The organism is Domibacillus sp. DTU_2020_1001157_1_SI_ALB_TIR_016 (assembly GCF_032341995.1).
GTDB classification, from domain to species: Bacteria; Bacillota; Bacilli; order Bacillales; family Domibacillaceae; genus Domibacillus; species Domibacillus indicus_A.
The window spans coordinates 1,254,523-1,274,904 of record NZ_CP135438.1; the positions used below are offsets into that span (position 1 = coordinate 1,254,523).

Annotated in this window: 19 protein-coding genes, 2 rRNA genes and 1 pseudogene; 15 read left to right on the forward strand and 7 right to left on the reverse strand. The window is 40.4% G+C overall.

What is annotated here, in order from left to right:
- Window positions 1–50 precede the first annotated feature (50 nt).
- Window positions 51–166, forward strand: a 5S ribosomal RNA gene (gene rrf / locus RRU94_RS05865).
- A gap of 348 nt (window positions 167–514) precedes the next feature.
- A complete protein-coding gene (locus tag RRU94_RS05870; protein ID WP_251274785.1) occupies window positions 515–778 on the forward strand; it encodes a DUF1292 domain-containing protein in 264 nt (87 codons plus the stop codon).
- A gap of 342 nt (window positions 779–1,120) precedes the next feature.
- On the opposite strand, the gene RRU94_RS05875 is transcribed toward RRU94_RS05870, so the two are convergent.
- A complete protein-coding gene (locus tag RRU94_RS05875; protein WP_315690865.1) occupies window positions 1,121–2,458 on the reverse strand; it encodes an MCP four helix bundle domain-containing protein in 1,338 nt (445 codons plus the stop codon).
- Between the two features lie 104 nt (window positions 2,459–2,562).
- On the opposite strand from RRU94_RS05875, the pseudogene RRU94_RS05880 reads away from it, so the two are divergent.
- The 3 genes and pseudogenes from RRU94_RS05880 to RRU94_RS05890 form a co-directional block, all read left to right on the forward strand.
- A pseudogene (locus tag RRU94_RS05880) lies at window positions 2,563–2,999 on the forward strand (orotidine 5'-phosphate decarboxylase / HUMPS family protein); the annotation flags it as partial.
- Complete coding sequence (locus RRU94_RS05885; RefSeq protein WP_315690866.1) at window positions 2,999–3,355, forward strand: SIS domain-containing protein; 357 nt, start codon at window positions 2,999–3,001, stop codon at window positions 3,353–3,355. The pseudogene RRU94_RS05880 and the gene RRU94_RS05885, both read left to right, overlap by 1 nt.
- 53 nt (window positions 3,356–3,408) lie before the next feature.
- Window positions 3,409–4,095: an LbetaH domain-containing protein gene (locus tag RRU94_RS05890; protein WP_315690867.1), complete on the forward strand. Its 687-nt coding sequence runs from the start codon at window positions 3,409–3,411 to the stop codon at window positions 4,093–4,095.
- 580 nt (window positions 4,096–4,675) lie between these two features.
- On the opposite strand, the gene RRU94_RS05895 is transcribed toward RRU94_RS05890, so the two are convergent.
- Both RRU94_RS05895 and RRU94_RS05900 read right to left on the reverse strand, forming a co-directional pair.
- Window positions 4,676–5,500, reverse strand: coding sequence for a protein-glutamine gamma-glutamyltransferase (locus RRU94_RS05895; protein WP_315690868.1), 825 nt, complete (start codon window positions 5,498–5,500; stop codon window positions 4,676–4,678).
- Window positions 5,501–5,927: 427 nt separating this feature from the next.
- Complete coding sequence (locus tag RRU94_RS05900) at window positions 5,928–6,848, reverse strand: S66 peptidase family protein (RefSeq protein WP_315690869.1); 921 nt, start codon at window positions 6,846–6,848, stop codon at window positions 5,928–5,930.
- Between the two features lie 373 nt (window positions 6,849–7,221).
- Between RRU94_RS05900 and RRU94_RS05905 the strand changes: the two genes are divergently transcribed.
- Window positions 7,222–8,004 carry an SDR family NAD(P)-dependent oxidoreductase gene (locus RRU94_RS05905; protein ID WP_315690870.1) on the forward strand — a complete coding sequence of 261 codons (783 nt, stop codon included), beginning with the start codon at window positions 7,222–7,224 and terminating at the stop codon, window positions 8,002–8,004.
- 274 nt (window positions 8,005–8,278) lie between these two features.
- Here RRU94_RS05905 and RRU94_RS05910 read toward each other — a convergent pair whose 3' ends face one another.
- Window positions 8,279–9,307 carry a zinc-binding alcohol dehydrogenase family protein gene (locus tag RRU94_RS05910; protein WP_315690871.1) on the reverse strand — a complete coding sequence of 343 codons (1,029 nt, stop codon included), beginning with the start codon at window positions 9,305–9,307 and terminating at the stop codon, window positions 8,279–8,281.
- A 188-nt stretch (window positions 9,308–9,495) separates the two neighbouring features.
- Here RRU94_RS05910 and RRU94_RS05915 point away from each other — a divergent pair, with 188 nt between their 5' ends.
- From RRU94_RS05915 to RRU94_RS05930, 4 genes are all read left to right on the forward strand, one after another.
- Window positions 9,496–10,329, forward strand: a complete 834-nt coding sequence (locus RRU94_RS05915; RefSeq protein ID WP_315690872.1) for an SPL family radical SAM protein — start codon at window positions 9,496–9,498, stop codon at window positions 10,327–10,329.
- Window positions 10,330–10,482: 153 nt separating this feature from the next.
- Window positions 10,483–10,598: ribosomal RNA gene (gene rrf / locus RRU94_RS05920) — 5S ribosomal RNA — on the forward strand.
- Window positions 10,599–11,165: 567 nt separating this feature from the next.
- Window positions 11,166–11,960, forward strand: coding sequence for an SDR family NAD(P)-dependent oxidoreductase (locus RRU94_RS05925; protein WP_315690873.1), 795 nt, complete (start codon window positions 11,166–11,168; stop codon window positions 11,958–11,960).
- A gap of 277 nt (window positions 11,961–12,237) precedes the next feature.
- A complete protein-coding gene (locus RRU94_RS05930; protein ID WP_315690874.1) occupies window positions 12,238–12,531 on the forward strand; it encodes a MerR family transcriptional regulator in 294 nt (97 codons plus the stop codon).
- Window positions 12,532–12,683: 152 nt separating this feature from the next.
- Here RRU94_RS05930 and hxlB read toward each other — a convergent pair whose 3' ends face one another.
- The 3 genes from hxlB to RRU94_RS05945 form a co-directional block, all read right to left on the reverse strand.
- A complete protein-coding gene (gene hxlB, locus RRU94_RS05935; protein WP_315690875.1) occupies window positions 12,684–13,241 on the reverse strand; it encodes a 6-phospho-3-hexuloisomerase in 558 nt (185 codons plus the stop codon).
- Window positions 13,242–13,243: 2 nt separating this feature from the next.
- Window positions 13,244–13,885: a 3-hexulose-6-phosphate synthase gene (gene hxlA / locus RRU94_RS05940; protein ID WP_315690876.1), complete on the reverse strand. Its 642-nt coding sequence runs from the start codon at window positions 13,883–13,885 to the stop codon at window positions 13,244–13,246.
- 148 nt (window positions 13,886–14,033) lie between these two features.
- Complete coding sequence (locus tag RRU94_RS05945; RefSeq protein ID WP_315690877.1) at window positions 14,034–14,408, reverse strand: winged helix-turn-helix transcriptional regulator; 375 nt, start codon at window positions 14,406–14,408, stop codon at window positions 14,034–14,036.
- Between the two features lie 330 nt (window positions 14,409–14,738).
- On the opposite strand from RRU94_RS05945, the gene zwf reads away from it, so the two are divergent.
- The 5 genes from zwf (at window position 14,739) to RRU94_RS05970 (ending at window position 20,268) form a co-directional block, all read left to right on the forward strand.
- Window positions 14,739–16,214, forward strand: coding sequence for a glucose-6-phosphate dehydrogenase (gene zwf, locus RRU94_RS05950; RefSeq protein WP_315691952.1), 1,476 nt, complete (start codon window positions 14,739–14,741; stop codon window positions 16,212–16,214).
- A gap of 33 nt (window positions 16,215–16,247) precedes the next feature.
- Window positions 16,248–17,147 carry a phosphogluconate dehydrogenase (NAD(+)-dependent, decarboxylating) gene (gene gnd / locus RRU94_RS05955; protein WP_315690878.1) on the forward strand — a complete coding sequence of 300 codons (900 nt, stop codon included), beginning with the start codon at window positions 16,248–16,250 and terminating at the stop codon, window positions 17,145–17,147.
- Between the two features lie 164 nt (window positions 17,148–17,311).
- Complete coding sequence (locus RRU94_RS05960; RefSeq protein WP_315691953.1) at window positions 17,312–18,076, forward strand: IclR family transcriptional regulator; 765 nt, start codon at window positions 17,312–17,314, stop codon at window positions 18,074–18,076.
- Window positions 18,077–18,540: 464 nt separating this feature from the next.
- Complete coding sequence (locus RRU94_RS05965; protein ID WP_315690879.1) at window positions 18,541–18,954, forward strand: cupin domain-containing protein; 414 nt, start codon at window positions 18,541–18,543, stop codon at window positions 18,952–18,954.
- 93 nt (window positions 18,955–19,047) lie between these two features.
- Window positions 19,048–20,268 carry an acyl-CoA dehydrogenase family protein gene (locus tag RRU94_RS05970; RefSeq protein WP_315690880.1) on the forward strand — a complete coding sequence of 407 codons (1,221 nt, stop codon included), beginning with the start codon at window positions 19,048–19,050 and terminating at the stop codon, window positions 20,266–20,268.
- Window positions 20,269–20,382: the final 114 nt, after the last annotated feature.

A 20,382-nucleotide genomic window follows, 5' to 3' on the forward strand; every position in this document is an offset into this window, starting at 1 on the left:
TACTTTACAGAGATTATCCAGTTTTGAAGGAACAATTTTGTTCCATATAGTCTGGTGGCAATAGCGAAGAGGTCACACCCGTTCCCATCCCGAACACGGCCGTTAAGCTCTTCAGCGCCGATGGTAGTTGGGGGTTTCCCCCTGTGAGAGCAGGACGCCGCCAGGCAAAAGCAGAGAGGACAGCGAAAGCTGTCCTTTTTTGTGTAGGAATCATATTCCATGAAAAAAACTTGTTTTTTTGCGAAATGTGAAAGAACAGGCAATATTGCCGTAAACGCTCCTCCTTGTAAAAATAAAACATTGACTGAAGAATATTCAGACAATGTTTTATTTTTTTATGGTCATTTTTTTCTTGAGCCAAAAGCAGCTATAGCTTATGTCTCGTAAGAATAACTATTCAGGTGCCCCCTTCAAGAGCTGAGAATTTTTAAAGGAAGGTTTTTTCTTTTAAATGATCAGATATTGGGCAAAATATTTTAGGAAATGGTTATAGCAGAACAGGGAGGGAACTAACATGGAAAAAATTGAAACCGGGGAAATCATTACTATGATTGATGATAATGGCAGAACACAAGATATGGAAGTGCTGAAGACCTTAGCTCTTGATGGAAAAGAATATGCAGTTGTAGGGTATGTGGAAGAGCTTCAGCAAAAAACGGATGAAGAGATCGATGTTTTCTTTTTAAGGGTGGATAATGATGAGCAGCTATCCTTGATAGAAAATGATGAGGAATTGGATAAGGTATCTGCTGCATTTAATGAAGCTAAGGAAGAGTAAGCAAACGATCTTTGTTACTTACTGTGACCATCGAACCAGGAAATACTTTCGTAAAGATGTTTTCGGTTCCAAGAATACGCTGCTTTCGCCATCCCGGCGGTTGGTAAGCCGGGTGGCGGAAGCTAAGATAAATCACTCATATTCTTGGCTGCATGTTGATCTCTGTCGTCCGGATGTCCGCGCAGGACAGAGTATAAACGTTCTGTGAGCAGTGTTTTTATTTAACCATATAAAATGCTCCATAATTAGGGGAGCGGGATGAACAGAGGTCATTTTTTTGCCATATTATTCACGCAAATATTTATGATGGCGTCTCCTGGGTGTTCTTCAATCAGATTTTCTTCAGACGGCAGGTGGATAAATGGGAAGTATGAGGGAGAAGCATGTTCCTTGTTTCTGCTCACTCTCCACAACAACCTTTCCACCCATCCCTTTAATGATACTGAATGTCACCATCATTCCAAGTCCAGTACCCTTTTCTTTTGTTGTAAAATAGGGTTCCCCAAGACGCTGGATTTGTTTTTGTGTCATACCTATTCCTTGATCCCGTATATCAATTTGAACATGATCGTCGCTATAACGTAAATGAACATCTAATTTTCCGCCATGTGGCATTGATTCGATTCCATTTTTTAATAAATTGATGATCCCTTGTTCAAATTTTTTTCTTTCTCCTGAAACGGTAAATTGTTTCGCATTGGTTAAAGATAAGCTTATTTGCACACCATTCATGGTAGCTAAGGGAGAGATAATATTAATACATTGCTGAATCTCTTTTAGGACATTGATTTCTTCATTTTTTTCTGACATCGGTTTCGCAAATGTCAAGTAATCATTAATGATTTCTGCCGCCCGGTCTAGTTCCTCAATAGCAATATTTATATAATAATTTCTTGCCTCTGCAGAGTCCTCCTCTGCTATCAGCTGCATAAATCCCTTGCTTGAGGTAAGTGGATTACGCACCTCATGTGAAATACTTGCGGCAAGGTGACTCACCACCTCTAATTTTTCTGCCTTAATTAACTTGTTTAACATTTCAAAATTTGTTCGGATAATTTTCCACAAAAACACGGACACGATTATACCTAGGAGAAGAGCCACGGTGATAGAAATAATAGTAAATGACCTTGTAATTAAGAAGTAGTTCTTCGCTTCTTGAGCCGAATACTTCGCCCCTTTTTCATTAAGTGTTACGAGGGAGGTTATATCTTTCTTCATAATGTTAAAAGGTTCTTTTCCGTTTTTTAAATTGGACAGTGCTGCTTTACTTTTGCCTGCTGCACTTAATTCCATTGTTTTCTCACTAATCTGCAGAAAATCTGTCCAGTTTGATTTTAGTTGATTAAATTGTTTTCGATCTTCTTTTAAATAAATAGTGTCTTCATATTCTTCCATCATGTTGTTGATTTTTTCTATCGATATTTGATACTTATTTTCTATATCATTCAGTTCCTCACTACTTTGGGTATTAGTATGCAGTAAAGTCAGCGTTAACATACGTTCTGTATGGTAATTAATATTGTTGATGATAGCCAGTCCCGGCATCCAGCTTTCTGTAATTAAATCTGTTTTTCTATACATCTGATTCATCTTTACAACAGAAGCGGTTCCTATCAAGCATAGCAGCAAAAGTATAGCGCTAAGCCCAAAGATTAATTTTTTCTGAGTTGTCCATTCCACAGGCTGTTCTCCCTCCGCTTTAAATCATTTATCATAATTAAAGTTATTATGAATAAATTTCAGAAAAATGAAAATAGTTTTAGAAGAATTTATTTAAGTTTAATATAAGCGAAGGCCTTCATGCTGTAAAAGCTATGCATGAAGCATTCCCGGACTTAGAGGTTCTTGCAGACCTTAAAATTACGGATGCAGCAGGCGCTGACATTGTTACCATTCTAGGCGCTGCAGAAGATGCATCCATCAAAGGGCAGTAGAAGAAGTGAAAAAACAGGGTAAGCAGATTGTTGTGGATATGATTGTGATCAAAGACATCAAAACTCGTGCACAGGAGCTTGACGCTCTTGGCGTTGACGGTATTTGTGTTCATGCTGAATACGATCTTCAGGCAGTCGGCAAAAATTCATTTGAAGACCTTTATACCCCTAAAGGCGTCGTGAAAAACGCCAAAACAGCGATTGCCGGCGGTATTACAAACAAAGACGATAAAAAAGCTGCAGCGGCCCAGATGCAAAAACTGATCGAAGAAGCGGTTAGCGCCTAATGACAAAACAGCTGGAGCGCATTTTACAAGAGATTCAAGCAACAGCTGGCCTGATTCGTGAGGATGATGCCGCCCAGCTTGTGAATCGTATTCTTGAAGCGAAAAAGATTTTTGGGGCCTGCGCGGGACGCTCCGGATTCACGGCGAAATTATTTGCGATGCGCATGATACACGCGGATTTAGAACCTTATGTCGTTGGCGAAACTTACGCAAATACCGAAGAAGGTGATTTATTAATTGTCGGTTCCGGGTCTGGTGAAACCAAAAGCCTTGTGGCAATGGCGGAGGAAGCCAAGTCGATTGGTGCGAATGTAGCAGCTGTTACGATATTCTTGCGCTCAATATGTGTACCTTGATGAATTTATTCTACATAGGATATTTAAACATTAAATTTTAAGGGGATGAATACTTGAGTGAAAACAGCGGGTCAATACCATTTTCTCATTACAGCACTTCTTGTTTTCAGCCATTTATCAGCTCTAACCCGGTAACTTCTTTTAACCCTGTTCAACGTTTTCCCACAATTGACCGGACGGCTTTTATTAGTCCATTTTCAAGTGTTATCGGGGACGTTACGATTAAAAATCAAGTGTATATTGCGTCTAATGTAAGCATACGTGCAGACGAAGGAACGCCGTTTTATATTGGTTCTAAAACGAATCTTCAGGATGGTGTTATTTTGCATGGCTTATTAAACAAGCAATTTATTGTGGGCGGGAAAGGCTATTCTATATTCATTGGAAATGAGGTTACTGTAGCTCACAAAGCGCTTATTCATGGCCCTTGTTTTATCGGAAGCAATGTATTTGTTGGGTTTAACTCCCTTGTCTATAATGCCATTGTAGAAAAAGGGGCATTTATTTCTTACAACGCTGTAGTCACCAATGGTGTACGTATAGATCAAAATAAATTCGTGCCGCCGGGCGCCCATATCGATACTCAGGAAAAAGCGGATACACTTTCAGTGGTGCCAAAAGACAGTAAGGACTTTGCAGCGGAAGTACAGCGTGTAAATCAAGAATTTCCTTCCTCATATCATCTTTTGTTCGGAAAGTATCGTTGTTCATGTGGGCTTGCGTATGACGACCACGCGTAACGAAAAACCTTAACAACGAAATTTAGGTTTAAAAAAAGCCTTTTAGATAAAGGCTTTTTTGCTTGCAAGCTGTATTCCAGTTCATGTACTTTTTCTTTTAAAAAAGACTATAAGAACTTTATTAAATTACATACACAGAACGTCATAACTGCTCGCGCAGACGAAAGTGCATAATGGTTCATTAAGAAATAACATACTTAGGCTTCAGGTATTAAGAAACCACATTTATATTAGCTGTTGTAAGCATCCAGAAAATCCGAGAAGGAGAGAAGCATGTTGAGCTTTTAAAGAACAGTGCTCTATTTGTAATAAAGGAAAGGCTTTGATCGGAAAAATGTAAAGAAGCCTCTCAAATCTAATTGGATAAATAAACACCACGAATATAGCTGGTTGAAAAATATAGACTACATTACTCCAGTAGCCTGAAGTTGAAATTACGAGACACGATTTATAAATGGTGTCTGCTTTTATAGGACCGAGAACACTTCATTTCATAATTCTTAAATAGGGAGCGTGATGATTAATAAATTAATTTTTTGAAGAGGAGTTCGATCGTCGAATTTTATCTTAAGGCTGGCGATCACAAGTAGGCAACATATTGATCAAATGAAACTGAATTCTGGTTATGTTGGATGATAGGTTGATATTTATAAACCGAATACACGGGCCGTACCACTGAAAGTGTCGCTAGATGTTTAAAAGACGGTCTTACAACAACATTTGTCAGATAAGAAGATTGATCTGCTCCCGATATTCTCCTTTGATTTAAAGCCTGAATCATTCGTTCAGCTGTCTTGATTCCTAATCCATGCCCAAAATACGTATCATCTTCCAGCACAACAGCATTTTCTCCTCTCCACTGAGGGGTTTGCGGATCAAAGTCCGGATTTTTAAAATATACGATATCACCAGGTAAAGAGCGGCTTGTATAAAGGGGCTTTATTCCGAGGTCAGGATCAGCATGCCAGCTGTATAAGTAAATGGTTTGAAACAAACGATTAAACAATGAGTCGCCGATCATATTTAGAAGTGCGTGATAAAAGACAATAACCATCGCGGTTGCACATTCGAACGCATATTGTGAGCTGTTTATATAAATATCTTTAATCGCATCTGACGACTTTACACCATGCTTCAGCTGAAATCCGCCGGTGCTCGTCAGTTTCCAGTATTGAGGATTACAGCGGGAGTTAGCAAATACTGCAAACCGTACACTACTTTCATTCATTGCTCTTGCACTGATGATGATATTTTTTCGTAACTCAAGCTCAAACGATAATTCACCAATGAATGAATACGAATAAACCGCTGTATCATTCTTCATCCGTTGAAGAATGGTGCTTTCAATACTTCCAGATGGCCACGTGGTACTTTGTTGAAAGGGCATCCCTGATAACCGAATCATAATATACCTCTTTCCGAGTTCGAATATTCACTTGCATTCTTACCTAGCATATTCAAGCATTGTTTTAACGTGTGGCTTTCATCATTTAATTCGCACATCTATATGATCTGTTTAATAAAACACTTGTATTAAGCCAGCAGATCGGACACAAATGTATCTTATTTTCCTCTATTGCCTTTTCAATTTGCAATCTTTCTAAGCCTAAAATTTCCTAAATGTGCAAAAAAAGAGTAAGGGAGGAAATCAAGGCGCATTTATACAATAACATTGGAGAACATATCCCTGGAGATAGACCATCCACCCCCAGGGATATGTTCTTTAAACAGAATAAGCTTATTGAGCAAAAAAATGATTCGGCACTTTTGAGTTATTCATCAGTATCCTTTTTCTGCTGTTGATATATGAAAACCACCGAAAAAAGAATGAATCAGCTTACAACAGCTTCCAACAATGTAATCGTATTATTGGAGGTATTTAAATTTACTCTAGCACCTATTGGGATGGCTGCTTTGTAAAATCCATGCCCAGAAGCAAGGTTGGTCATGAGCGGTTTTCCAAGCGGTACAATAAATTCACTAATCAAATCGTTATAAGACTTGCCATAGGCATTCGGACAATCGGTACATTCTCCCATAATAATTCCGAGACAATCCTCAAATTTCCCAGCCATCCTCATGTGATCGATGTAGCGGTAAACCGTATTAATGGGTTCATGTGTTTCTTCGAGCAAAATAATCTTCCCGGTTGTATTGATTTCATATGGTGTACCCAATGTACTGACAATGGATGTTAAGTTTCCTCCAACAATTGGGCCGCTGACGTTCCCCTGTACTCTGCCAGTAAGCGGCATTCCTGGAGGATTCAAAATCGGACGAGGTGAAACAGTCGAAGAGGTGATGGTAAAAAACTGTTCAAAATTGTAAGCCGGCGTCTGTGGTCTAAAGTCAATGAGGAGTAAGCTGTGGAATGTAATAAGGTCGGTAAACTGATATAAAATATTCAATAAAACAGTAATATCGCTGTAGCCGCTCACGATTTTTGGGTTTTGAGCGATCACTGTATAATCAAGGAACGGTAATATACTTTCCACACCGACACCGCCCCTTACAGGCAAAATCATCTGTACCTGTGTGTTGGTAAACATGGACATCAAGTCTTCAGCGCGCTGCTGGGCCGTTCCTGCCAGGAATCCGTTTTGTGCATATACATACTTCCCTAAAACAACCTGAAGCCCCATTCCTTGCAGAAAAGCAATGCTGGCATCAATAATACTCGAAGCAACCGGGCTGCCCAGCGCAACGATGCCGACTGTATCTCCCCGCTGTAGAATTCTTGGTTTAACGGGCATATTGTCGCCTCCCTTTGTTTGCTGCCTTTATAAGTTATGAAAGGAGAAAGCGGAATATTTGATTATTCAGGATGAGGGATGTAACGAAAGACTATTAGGAAAAGTGAATAAGGCATAAACAGCAGGAAATTTTTTAAGTAAGATGAATGGAAAGAACACTGAGTAAAGGATTGAAAAAAATAAAAGTGAGAACTGTATCATGAGATGAGTAGAGTTTATTTTGCATTTTCCATCGGCCTATTGAGATGCTTTCTTTTTTGTTTCAAGGGCTCTGAAACGATTATTTTAACCAAAAGGTGCATAATAAAATAGTCAGCTGTGCATCGCAAGAATATAAAAAATGTGAGATACATGATGCTAATGAGGTGAAAGAATGGGAAAAGCATTAAAGGATGTCCATATCGTGGTTACGGGTGCTTCGAGCGGTTTAGGATATGCCATGGCAGAAGCGCTTCTTGATGAAGGGGCAACAGTTGCGCTGGCATCCCGCCCAGGTTCAAAATTAACCCAAGCTGTAAACGAACTTAAAGATAAGGGATATATGGCTGTTTTTGAGCTGCCATTGGATGTAAGATCAGAGGAATCAGTTGAAGAAGCTGTGAAATGGATAAAAACGGAATGGGGCAGAATTGATGTTCTTATAAATAATGCCGGCATTGGGATGAGAACGGTAAATCCAAAGTTTCTGACAGAACCGCAGCCTTTCTTTAACGTAACTCCAGAAGGATTTAGGGATTTAATGGATACTAATGTGACCGGCTATTTTCTAACTTCCCGGGGATTTGCACCTCTTATGGCGGAGCGGGGAAGAGGAAAAATCATTAACATTTCGATGAATTACGAAACAATGAAACGAAAAGGATTTGTTCCCTATGGTCCATCTCGTGCGGCTACCGAGTCTATGTCCTATATTATGGCAGAAGACCTGCGGGATTTTGGTGTATCAGTCAATATGCTTCTTCCCGGCGGCGCTACGCTGACGGGTATGATACCGAATGAGGTGAGAAAGGAATTAGAAGGGAATTTCGAACTCCTGAAACCAGAGATCATGGCAAAAGCAATCGTTTTTCTTGCCTCAGAGCAATCTGAAGGTATAACAGGTGAACGCATTGTTGCAGCCGAATTCGAAAAATGGTTAAAACAAAGAAGTAATTAACCTGTCGCTATATCAGCATTAACAAGTGTTTCCAGGCTGACTGTTTATCAAAAATAAAGTAAATGATTAACCAGTAAAAATTAAATTCATTTGGTTTATTGTACAGGGAATTACTCGAGGCAAACGGTGTCATAAATAACGGCAAATTTCTTGTTGTAAAACGGAAGCCGACTGCAGTCAGCAGTCGGACTTTTCGTTTGTTTCCCATTAAGAGTAATCATATAGGTTGATCGAGCCTTGACATACTTTTATTTGTCCTTTTCCCGAACAGATATTAAGCAAAGCCTTCTAAGACAATCTTGCCAATCGCCTTATTGCTCTCCAGAAGTTTATGGGCTTGGCGAAGGTTTTCTGCTGAAATAGGTCCAAGCACTTCAGTGAGCGTGGTTTTTAATTTTTGCTGGTCCACTGCCTCAGCGACCCGATTAAGCAAATGGTGCTGTTCAATCATATCCTCTGTTTCAAAAAGCGAGCGTGTAAACATAAATTCCCAAACGAAGGTGACGCTTTTTTGCTTGAGCATGGTAAGGTCAAGTGGAGAAGTCGGATCATCAATGGCGCATACAACTCCTTGAGGAGACACAACCTCGCTGATGCCGGCCCAATGTTTTTCTAAAGCATTCAGGCAGAAAATGTACGGAACGCTTGGAAATCCAATGGCTTGAAGCTGCGGCAGAAGCGGATCGTGGTGATTAATCGTATAATCGGCGCCCATTGATTGAACCCATTCGACTGTTTCCGGCCGCGAAGCAGTACCGATTACAGTAAGACCTGCTTGTTTTGCAAGCTGAATGGCAATGGATCCAACACCACCGGCGGCCCCAATAATCAACAAAGATTTTCCTTTGTTGACACTTGGATCTTGTGAAAGTAACATTCGGGTAAATAATGCTTCCCAGGCTGTAATAGAAGTTAGAGGAAGGGCCGCCGCTTCTGCGAAAGTCAAGGAAGCGGGCTTTCGCCCAACGATGCGCTCATCGACGAGATGATATTCGCTGTTGCCGCCTTGTCGTGCAATACTGCCAGCATAAAACACTTCATCTCCCGGTCGGAACAAGGAGCAGTCTGGCCCTACTTCATCAACAATTCCTGCCACGTCCCAGCCTAAGATTTTAGGAGCTTCTTCAACTTTGTCTTTAGGAGCCCGAACCTTCGTGTCAACCGGATTGACCGATATGGCGGTGACTTTAACCAAAATGTCACGGCCCGTTGCTTTTGGCTTCTCAATCACTACATCTTCCAGACTTTCTGGATTTTCAATGGGAAGGTATCTCATTAGTCCTACTGCCTTCATTTTATCCATAATCAAACACATCCTTTCCTTACAAGTATACCTTTTGCGAAGAATGACTTAAAATATAAAACATTGCTGCTATTTGGTAAGTTGAATTTTCATGTAATGATTAAATTAAAGCCTAAAACCAAAAACAAGATAAAATCTTTTATATAATTTTAAAAATATGTGACAGGCTGTAAAGGAAGGAGATGCATATGGGGATTGAAGTAAATGAAATCCTTGCTAAAAAAATCCTCACTGAGGCAAAAGGTTATTTGGATGTTGGATTTACCCACTCTTTAAATCCGTATAGCGGCTGCGCATTTTCCTGCAGGTACTGCTATGTAAGGGAAATGCCCATTCAGAAATTCAAGGAAATTCCTTGGGGAGAATGGCTGGACATCAAAGCAAATGCCGCAGAAAATTATCGAAATGAAATCAGAAAACTTCGTGAGAAAAACAAACCTGTGAATATTTTTATGTCTTCTGTGACAGATCCTTACCAGCCAATTGAACGTAAAGCAAAGATCACACGCAGTATATTAGAAGAAATGATTGAAAACCCACCTGATTTTCTCCAAATCCAAACAAGAAGCCCGCTGATCACACGGGATATTGATCTACTAAAGAAATTAAATGAAATATGCGAAGTCCTTGTCTCCATAACAATTGAAACGGACAGGGAAGATATGAAGACAATATTTTCTTCATATGCACCCGGCATTAAATTAAGGATAATAGCTTTAAAAGAAATTCACAATGCAGGAATATCCACTCAAGCTTCAATTTCTCCTGTTTTGCCATTCACCCCTGACTTTCCGGAAGTATTAATTGGAATTGTGGATCATATTTGGATTGATACATTAAGTATCGGAGACGGCTCCATGGGAAAGCGTTCAGAGAGGTTAGGGATGCCGGAATTATTTCAACAGCATGAACTGTCAAAGTGGTACCGAAAAGATTTACACTTAATGGTGGGGAAATATTTTAACAAGTATTTTCCTACTGAAATGATACGAATTTCTAAAAAAGAAGCTTTTCCAAAATAAAAGTCACTGTTCGTTAAGGTGTATATGGTTTCGTAATGCGGGCTTATTGGGCTTTGTGCATAAAATATTTGTCTGATTTTTTTAGAATACCGATTTATACTGACAAAGGGACTTATGTTTAAAGTAAAGGCTTTTCTACTTGCTTCATTATAGTCTGGTGGCAATAGCGAAGAGGTCACACCCGTTCCCATCCCGAACACGGCTGTTAAGCTCTTCAGCGCCGATGGTAGTTGGGGGTTTCCCCCTGTGAGAGCAGGACGCCGCCAGGCAAAAGCAGAGAGAACAGCGAAAGCTGTTCTCTTTTTTATTGTCTTGTAAACTATGTTTTTGGCCGTTTCTATCTGCCTTCATTTTGAATAATTTAATAGTAAGGACTATTTTATGAAAAAGGAGAAATGGAAAGATGTGTTCAAATTGTTGTTGCCAGTGTGGAGGCCATCGTGGCCGAAATAAGGACACGAGAGTCTTGCTTACACTTGAGGAAATAGAGCGACTGAATGAGGAACGCTTAAATGGAATTAGATATGTAGACAGGATTTCTCAATGTGGCAGTTGTATAGTGATTCGTTTTTGTAAGGGATTAGATGCAATACGATAAAGTGAAAGACAAAGAAAGAAACTTCTCTTAGCTGACTAAGGTGGTTTCTTTTTATTCATTTATTCTTTAGAGTGAGATAGCTGGTCAATACATATTGAGATAAAACCCTGTATGTTTGTTATGTTCACCTAAAACCGACAACTGGGTCAATCGATTTTTGAGATAGCTGTATCGGGCATATTTTTCTCAAATGAGGGAACAGTTTCTTTAGACTAATAGTGGAAAAGGAGACAAGATCATGGCTATTTTTTCAGAGACAGCATTGGATGGCATGCATGTATTAATAACCGGTGCATCTGGTGACATCGGTTCCCAAACAGCTAAAATAGCAGCTTCAATGGGCGCTAAAATCTCACTTACAGGAAGAAATGAAGAAAAGCTTGAACAGCTTGCAAATGAGTTGAAGTCTAATGGCATGGCTGTGCACTTCGTTAAAGCAGACCTCTCCAATCAGGAAGAGAGGGAACATCTGATCAGATCATGCGAGAAAGAAGTTGGTTTCGTTTCAGGCTTGGTCAATTGTGCGGGTATAGCGGGAGGAGAGGCACTCGAGGAACTAGGGGAAGAATTTGTCGCCAACATGCTACATGTCAATGTAACATCAGCAATGATGCTGACAAAGCTCGTTTACCCGAAAATGAAAGAAAAAGGATTTGGACGAATTGTCAATGTATCTTCCTTGTCCGGTATTCGCGGCACTCATGGAAACAGTGCTTATGCAGCCAGCAAATTCGCACTTCGCGGGTTCACGCAGTCTCTTGCAGTTGAAGCGGCACCACATCGTATAACGGTGAATGCCGTGTGTCCAGGCTATGTGGATACCAAAATGGGCCGCAGCGCTATTAAAAGAAGGGCAGAAGAAAAAGGACAAACCTTTGAACAGAAATATGAAGAAGTGTTAAAAGGCCTTCCATCCGGAAGAATTACGACACCCATTGAAGTCGCAAATACGATCGGTTTTCTGCTGACAGATGCAGCCCCCAATTTAACGGGTGAATCAATTCTGCTGTCGGGCGGGAGTGTGATGAAATAAGAAATCTGGATTTGTATACAGACCGTTTGATGTGTTAGTCAGACGGTCTCTTTTTTATTGAACCATATTTAAGTTTCCTTAAATTTGTTTGTTAGAAATTTTAACACAAAATCCCATTTTATCTCGTGAAATGAGAAAATAATATTTAACCAATGTATTAGTTGTGTGAATATAAGATTATCATTGGCAAGGTTCCAAATAGCGTTTTTCTGGTCATCGAATGAAGGAATTGCTTTATTCACTGAACAAAGACAACAATCTTAGGGGGAAGAGGCTTATGTCGTTTAAAAATCAAGCATACAAAGAGATAAAAGCAATCAGTATTGGTGTAGTAAGTGAATTAACAGCCCTATCCTATAGAAAGATCCGTTATTATGAAGAGCAAAAGTTAATCTCGCCTCAAAAATCAAAAGCAAATACCCGAAAATATTCGTTTTCAGATATCGAAAAATTAATCGAAATCTCCAGTAAAATTAAAGAAGGCTATTTAACGAAGGAAATCAGAAAAGAGATGGAGCAAGCTGAAAGAAAGGCAGAAGCTGCATACGGCCTTGTAGATGGACTACAATAATGAAATCGCTTTCTAAATGAGGGCATTCTTGAAGAGTAAACATGTTCTGTAAACTGCTTCAGCAATCCGAATCAAACGATGGGCGGCGGCTGTTGCTCGCTGAAGCTTTTTCGATAAAAATACCCGGCCTTGAGACCGGGTATTTTTGATTTCTATTCAAGATTGGCATGTCTGCCATACATGGTTTCTGAATTCATTCCTTTTCGCTCCATAAGCCGCAGGATAACAGAATCATATGTCAGCAAAAGGCTTTGTTCAAAAAGGGAACCCATCGGCTGAATCGATTTATTGCCGGTGTCTTCGCCTGATTTGGTCTGTGCTGGAATTTCTACCACAACATCCGCAAGGCGGCCAATTGTGGAATTTGGAGCGATGGTAATGGCCGCTACAACTGCACCAATGGACTTTGCTTTTTCTGCCATCGCCACAAGACTTTTTGTTTCACCAGAGCCCGAGCCGACAATAAAGATATCGCCGTCCTCCAGGTTCGGTGTGACCGTTTCCCCTACTACATACGGATCGAGTCCCATATGCATCATACGCATGGCAAACGATTTCGCCATAAATCCAGAGCGTCCAGCACCAGCGACAAGCACTTTCTTGGCTTCCAGAATGCCATTGACCAGCTGTTCTGTTTGATCACCATTCATTAACACAGCCGTGCGCTGAAGTTCATTTAAGATTTCTGCAGTATACTGAGTTGTCTGCATAATTACACAGTAACCGCTTCTTTAATCATGTTTTGCATTTGAGCAGCTGCAGATTTTTTATCCTCCTGGCTTGTAATCCCGCCGCCGACGATAATCAAATCCGGCTGCGCAGCAATCACTTCGGAAAGAGTATCCATTTTAATCCCGCCAGCAATGGCTGTTTTGGCATTTTTTACGACACTTTTAATCGTACGCAGGTCTTCAAATGAATTTTGCCCAACTGCCTGCAGGTCATAGCCTGTGTGAACACAGATATAGTCAACACCCATTTCATCCAGTTCACGCACCCGTGCTTGTTTATCTTTTACCGCAATCATATCAACCAAAATCTGCTTGCCTTGTTTTTTGGCTTCTTCTACGGCTCCTTTAATGGATGCATCTTCTGCAGCGCCCAAAATGGTTACGATATCCGCGCCTGAAGCTGCGGCCTGGGATACTTCATAGCCTGCTGCGTCCATAATTTTCAAGTCGGCCAGCACCGTCAAATTAGGAAAGGCATCTTTGACTTCTTTTACTGCGCGCAGACCTTCATTGATGACAACTGGTGTTCCAATCTCTACAACGTCTACGTGTTCCTGTACTTCTTTGATTAGTTCGATCGCCTGCGGAATGTTTACAAGATCTAATGCCAATTGTAATTTCATAATGTGTTTCTCTCCCTTATTTAAAATTTTGTATAAGCTCAGTCTAAAGACAAAATTTTTATAAGGGAAGTACGCACTTTAAATTCAGATAGTCACAAAATGTATACTGTCTTTGTCGATAAGTGTGTTTTAAGCACTTTATCGTAACTTAGTCCAAAGAAGATGCTGGCTTATTTTGATCTTCCAGCTTTTTCTGGATAAATGATTTATAATCCCTGCCCCAGCTGTACATGGATTCAAGAATCGGCATTAAACTTTCTCCTTTATCGGTTAAAGAATATTCCACCTTAGGCGGCACCACAGGATATACCTCACGATGAACAATATAGTCGGACTCTAACTCCCTTAATTGATTCACCAGCATACGCTGGGTGATACCGGGCATTAATCCCTTTAGCTCGTTAAATCGTTTTGTGCCTTCTTTACCTAAATGCCATAAAATAAGCATCTTCCATTTTCCGCCGATTACATGCAGTGTGAGTTCTTTTTCACAATTAAAATCTTTGGCGCAAGTGTGTCCCATTTTAAGTCCTCCTTAAAGTAAATGGCTAATGATGCTTTTCAATATATAACTCAGAAGCAGGCCGTGGCAAAAAAATTACAAAATAAATGATCATTAACTACAAACAAATACTTCTTCACGATACTTGTTGCAGCCCTGCAGTATATTTTAGGACACTATATGAATTTAAAGTGCGTACTTATAACGGAGATATGGAGCCACTATACTAAGGGGGTAGAAAGAACAAACCAATTGAATCAAATGCAAGGAGGGGATTGAATGAAAACCATGACAATGCCTGCTAGTCTCCAAGTCGAAAAAACTGCTCTTGAAGCCATTCAGGAAACAAGGTTGAGCCCAATGACGTTTGTTTTGTTTGGGGCAACAGGGGATTTAGCCAAAAGAAAAATTTTCCCCGCACTGTACAATTTGTTTTTAGATCATAAGCTGCCAAATACTTTTTCGATTATTGGCTTAGGAAGAAAAGAAAGCTCTGATCAGGATTTTCAAGCTCATATAGAGAGAGCGGTCAAAACATTCTCGAGAAGAACTGTACAGGATCACGCTAAGTTAAACGAATTCCTGCTTTACTGCCATTATCAGCAGCTTGATGGAACGAAAAAAGAAGATTATGCTGCCTTGCTTAAAAGCGTTCAAAAGTATGAAGCGGAATTGAATCTGCCGGAAAATCGGCTGTTTTATTTGTCTGTATCGCCGGAATTCTATCATGATATTGCTTCAAACATTAAAGAAAGCGGGCTGGATGCTGTTCAGGGCTGGAAACGCCTTATTGTAGAAAAGCCTTTTGGCCATGACACCATTTCTGCGCAAGCATTAAACAAAACATTAAGCCAGACATTCAAAGAAGAAGAAATCTATCGAATTGATCACTATCTTGGAAAGCCAATGGTTCAAGGTCTTGAATCACTAGAATTTGCAAACCCAATCTTGAAAGCGATATGGAATAACCAATATATTTCGAATATTCAAATAACAGCTAGCGAAACGGTCGGGGTTGAAGAAAGAGCGGCCTATTATGATCAGGCAGGTGCTATCAGAGACATGGTTCAAAACCATCTATTGCAGCTTGTGATGATGACAGCCATGCATCTAACGGAAAAAGTAAGTGCAAAAGAAGTAGTCGAAAAGAAAAAAGAAATTATGCATGCTCTGCGGCCGCTGCAGAAGGAAGACGTAGCAGTTAATGTAATTCGAGGCCAGTATGGACCGGGAGACATACTTGGTGAAAAGGTGATCGCTTATAACGAAGAGCCAGGCGTCGATGCTTCATCGAAAAACGATACCTTTATTGCAGCCCGCTTATGGATTGATGATGACTTTTGGGCAGGCGTCCCTTTCTATATTCGAACTGGTAAAAGAATGAAAGAAAAATCAACAAGAATTGTGATTGAATTTAAAAATCAGCCAGCCAAAGCAGACGCGGATCAAAAGAAAACAATGCCGCCTAATCTTTTAACGATTGAAATCAATCCGTGTGAAAATGTTTCCTTACGTTTAAATATGAAAAATCCGCTGACAAACCGGATTGAACCTGTTTCTATTGATCTTTCATCGGGGAATGAAAATCTGCCGGAAGCGTATGAGCTGCTTCTATTTGATGCGATTGGGGGCAACTCCACATTTTTTGCCCATTGGCAGGAAGTCGAACTTTCCTGGAAGTGGGTTCAGCCTATATTGGAAGCATTTGAAGAAGATAGGGTTCCTTTGTACACGTATCCGGCTGGTTCGATGGGTCCAGATGCTTCAGAAGAGCTGCTGGAAACAGGCGGTTTTCATTGGTGGGAGCCGGAAAAAGCTAATTGGTAATAAAGAATTCGGTAAAGAAGAGGAGATATGAATATGAGAATAGGTTTAGTTGGTTTAGGAAAAATGGGGATAAATCTTGGCCAAAATCTTATTGATCATGATTATGAAGTCGCAGCATTTGATCTTAATCCGGATGCCACTGATGAAATGAGAAAGTACGGGGCTAATGCGTTTTCCAGCTTGCAGGAACTTGCAGCATTTCTACCCCAGCCCCGGATCCTCTGGCTCATGGTTCCACATTCAGCAGTCGATTCTGTTCTTGGCGAACTGACGCCGCTGCTAAGTAAAGGGGATATTGTGATCGAAGCGGGCAATTCCCATTATAAAGAATCGATTCGCCGCTACGATGATTTGAAAACAAAGGGTATTTATTTTATAGACGTCGGGACTTCCGGCGGTACGGCAGGAGCTCGTCATGGAGCCTGTTATATGGCAGGAGGAGATCTGGAGGCGTGGACAATAGTAGAGCCAATTTTTAGGGATACAGCCGTTGAGAAAGGCTTTTTATACGCAGGAAAAGCAGGTAGCGGCCACTACTTAAAAATGATTCACAACGGTATAGAATATGGCATGATGGCAGCGATTGGAGAAGGGTTTGAAATTCTCGAAAAAAGTGAATTCGATTATGATTATGAAAAGGTGGCGAGTGTATGGAACCATGGGTCTGTGATTCGTTCCTGGCTGATGGAATTAACCGAAAATGCTTTTTCGAAAGATGCCCATTTGGATGAAATAAAAGGCGTTATGCATTCCTCGGGTGAAGGAAAATGGACGGTGGAAGAAGCGCTTAATCTGCAAACGGCTGCACCTGTCATTGCCATGTCTTTACTCATGCGCTACCGATCTTTAAACCATGACACCTTCACAGGAAAGGTAGTAGCAGCTCTTCGTAATGAATTCGGCGGCCATGCGGTAGAAAAAGTAAAAGTGTAAGATCCTATCCTGATTTACAGGCATTGAGTAAGAAAATATTTCTTCCAGCAAAAAAGAATATTTTATAACTGGAAATAATGGATGTTTAATAGATTTACAATTGGATGATTTGCCAAAGTACATGAGCTTAGGGGCTTTGAACAGGAGGGACTCATTTGTCGGAAGTGATTCGAAAATCTGCTATGCTGCTTCATGCGCTTCGTTCCGCAGATTATATGGAGAAGGAAGAATGGAGCGCCACCGAAATGGGCTGCAGGCTTAATATGAGTGTTCAAACTGTACACCGATTGCTTTCCTCTTTAGAAGAGTATGGCTTTGTCGCGAAAAACCCAGAGACAAAAAAATTTAGATTAGGTCTCTCCCTGTTAAAGCTAGGAATGTCTATCAAAGAAAATTCGTCTATTAGAAATAGTGCGATTTTAGCTATGGAAAAATTAATGAGCCAGACAAAGGAAAAGGTATATTTAACAGTTCCTGAAGGTAATGAAGGAGTTTTTATTGACTGTGTTCAGCCAGGCTTCACAGCGCTTGATGAGTATATTGGCGTAAGAAGTCCTTTAAGCCTGGGGGCTGCCAATAAAGTAATGTTAGCTCATGAAAGCAGAGAAAATCGTCAAAAAATCATGCAGAACCTATACAAAAAGGGAGAAATCATTGATTTAAAACAATTGGAAAAAAACATAAACATCATAGCCAAATGTGGTGTCTCTATATGTTTTGAAGAAATAAAAGAAGGAAATACAGAGATCGCTGCACCTATTTTTTCCTGGGATAATCGTGTTGCTGCGTCTATAAGCGTGATAAGTCCATCATCTAGGTTAGATGAACAAGAAATTTATATGACTATACAGTATGTTCAAGATGCTGCAGAGGAAGCTTCGAGAAATTTAGGGTGGAGAGCAAAAGAATATAAAGTTTATTCTATTTAAAAGTTATACTGACTGTTATTGATTTTTAATAAAAAGCGAAAGAGCCATCTTTTAAGGTGGCTCTTTCGTTTTTATTCTCTAAAAACAGCTGCTCATTACTAGTATCTGTTTTCATATTAAGTAAAAGGAAGGGAGTCGGCAGGCTATAGCCAATACCCTGCTGCTTTTTCATAAAAAAAAAGAGAAGGGGAGGTCAGCTGTACTGAAACAGGCTGCCAAAATAAAAAACGCCTGTCAGTATTCATACAACGTGGCAAAAACAGTTTTTAGACGAAGATTGTTATTTGTAAGAAATGTTTACAACAAATATTATTTTCTCTCATTTATTAAGAAGACAATATTTTAATAGAAAACTCGTTATGTAAAGATGTTTTCATACCCCATTTCCAAAGTAATTATTAGAATATTCAGAATTATATTGTTTGGGAAACGGTGGGTTAAAAAAATGCGCTGAGGTGAGGAACATGAGTAAAGAAACATTGATCAAAACAGAGTTTAACTATTTAAACGAAAAACCGGGTGTACAGCTGATAAAAGCTGGTACGTATCAAAAAAAAGAATTAAACAGCCTCCTTGGAATTTCAGCGTTAAAAAGTCAAATTATTGATGTTCCGGTTTGTACGAATGAGCGAGCACTGTCAATGGGTTACTTTTCAATGCAGCCTTCAGAAGAATTTGAATTTACTTATACGTACCTGGAAATGAAAACAGTCATTAAAGGGAAAATCGTGGTCCGGGATGAGCGGGGAACCAAATTTGTAGCTGAAGCCGGCGATGTATTGATTTTTTCGCCTGAAACTACCGTTGTGTTTGATAAAGAAAGTGACGGAGAAGCCATTTATACAGCTCACCGTTTGCCTGAACCCTTATTTATGTAGAAACAATCATTTGGCGGATATCAAGGTTTAAAAAAGGAAAGCTGAAGTTTTGCAACTTCTGTTTTTATAAAAATAGAGGAGAGTGAAGCAATCATGACAATTAATCAAGCGGTCGTAGATGAAGGAATCATGCAAATCCCAAGCTGGTGGAAGTGTCCGCCTGGATATGAGGAACTGCAAACAAAGGCTCATGAAATTGGAAAAACAGAGCTGCTTCCACGTACTTCTCTTTCTGATCAGGAAAGTCGGTATCCGCGTGAAAGCCTTAAAGCCATTGCACAAGCCGGCTATGGAGCCGTTACGATCCCTGCGCAAGAAGGAGGCATCGGCGCAGGATATATGGGTTTTGCTGTATTGGCAGAAAGTTTTGCTCATTACTGTTCGTCTTCCACAATGTGCTGGGTCATGCATACGGCTGCAGTGCAGACGCTATATTCAGCAGGCTCACCTGAACAGCGCCAGCGTTTTATACCAGGTGTATTAAGCGGAGAGGTTGGTGCGCTTGCCTTTAGTGAGCCGGCAACAGGAAGCCATTTCTGGAATGTGGTAAGTTCAGCTCCCAGAAGCGGCGAGGGCTATCTTTTAAACGCCAGCAAGTCTTTTGTGACAAGCGGCGGCGAGGCAGACTGGTATGTCGTCTGTACAAACTATCCTGACAGTATTGAAACAGATAAACTTATGTTTTTACTCGTAGAAAAAAACCAGGAAGGTGTTGAAAGCTTCCCGTTTTCTGCAATGGGACTGCGCGGCAATTCAAGCGGTCCTATGAAGTTTACGAATGTGTTTGTTCCTGCTGAAAACCGCCTCGGCAGTGAAGGCGGCATGAATTCCTATAATGATAATGTCATTGATCCATTGTTTTTGCTAGGAACCAGTGCCTGCTGGATTGGGATTGCCCAAGGAGCACTTAATGCAGCTATTGACAGTGCAAAGAAAAAAGTTCACCAGGATACTGGAAAGTCTGTTTCTGGTTATCAGGTTATTCGTCATGAATTAGCAAAAGCACAGATCTTAATTGACAGCGCTAGAAACATGCTGTACCGCACAGCCCAGGGAATGGATGAATGCAGCGAAAAAGGGCTTGCTTTATCAAGTTGCCTTTACCCTTTATGGGAACTGAAAACACATGCAGCGGATATTGTTATTCAAGTAACCAATCAAGCATTACAGGTATCGGGTGGCAGGGGCTATCTGACAGGGCAGGTAGAAAAGTACCTTCGTGATGGCCGGGCTGGAGCACTAATGGGCCCAACCAATGAAATCCTGCGAGAATGGGTTGGCCGCACCTTGGTTGAAGTTCCGTGGTTTGAATAAGCGAAGGGCTGGCTTGAGACAATGTGGCAGTAGAAATTTGTAAGTAAACAGTTAATAAAAAAGGATTAGAAAGAATTGAGATGGAAAAGAAACCATTTTGGATTGGCTAAAAGT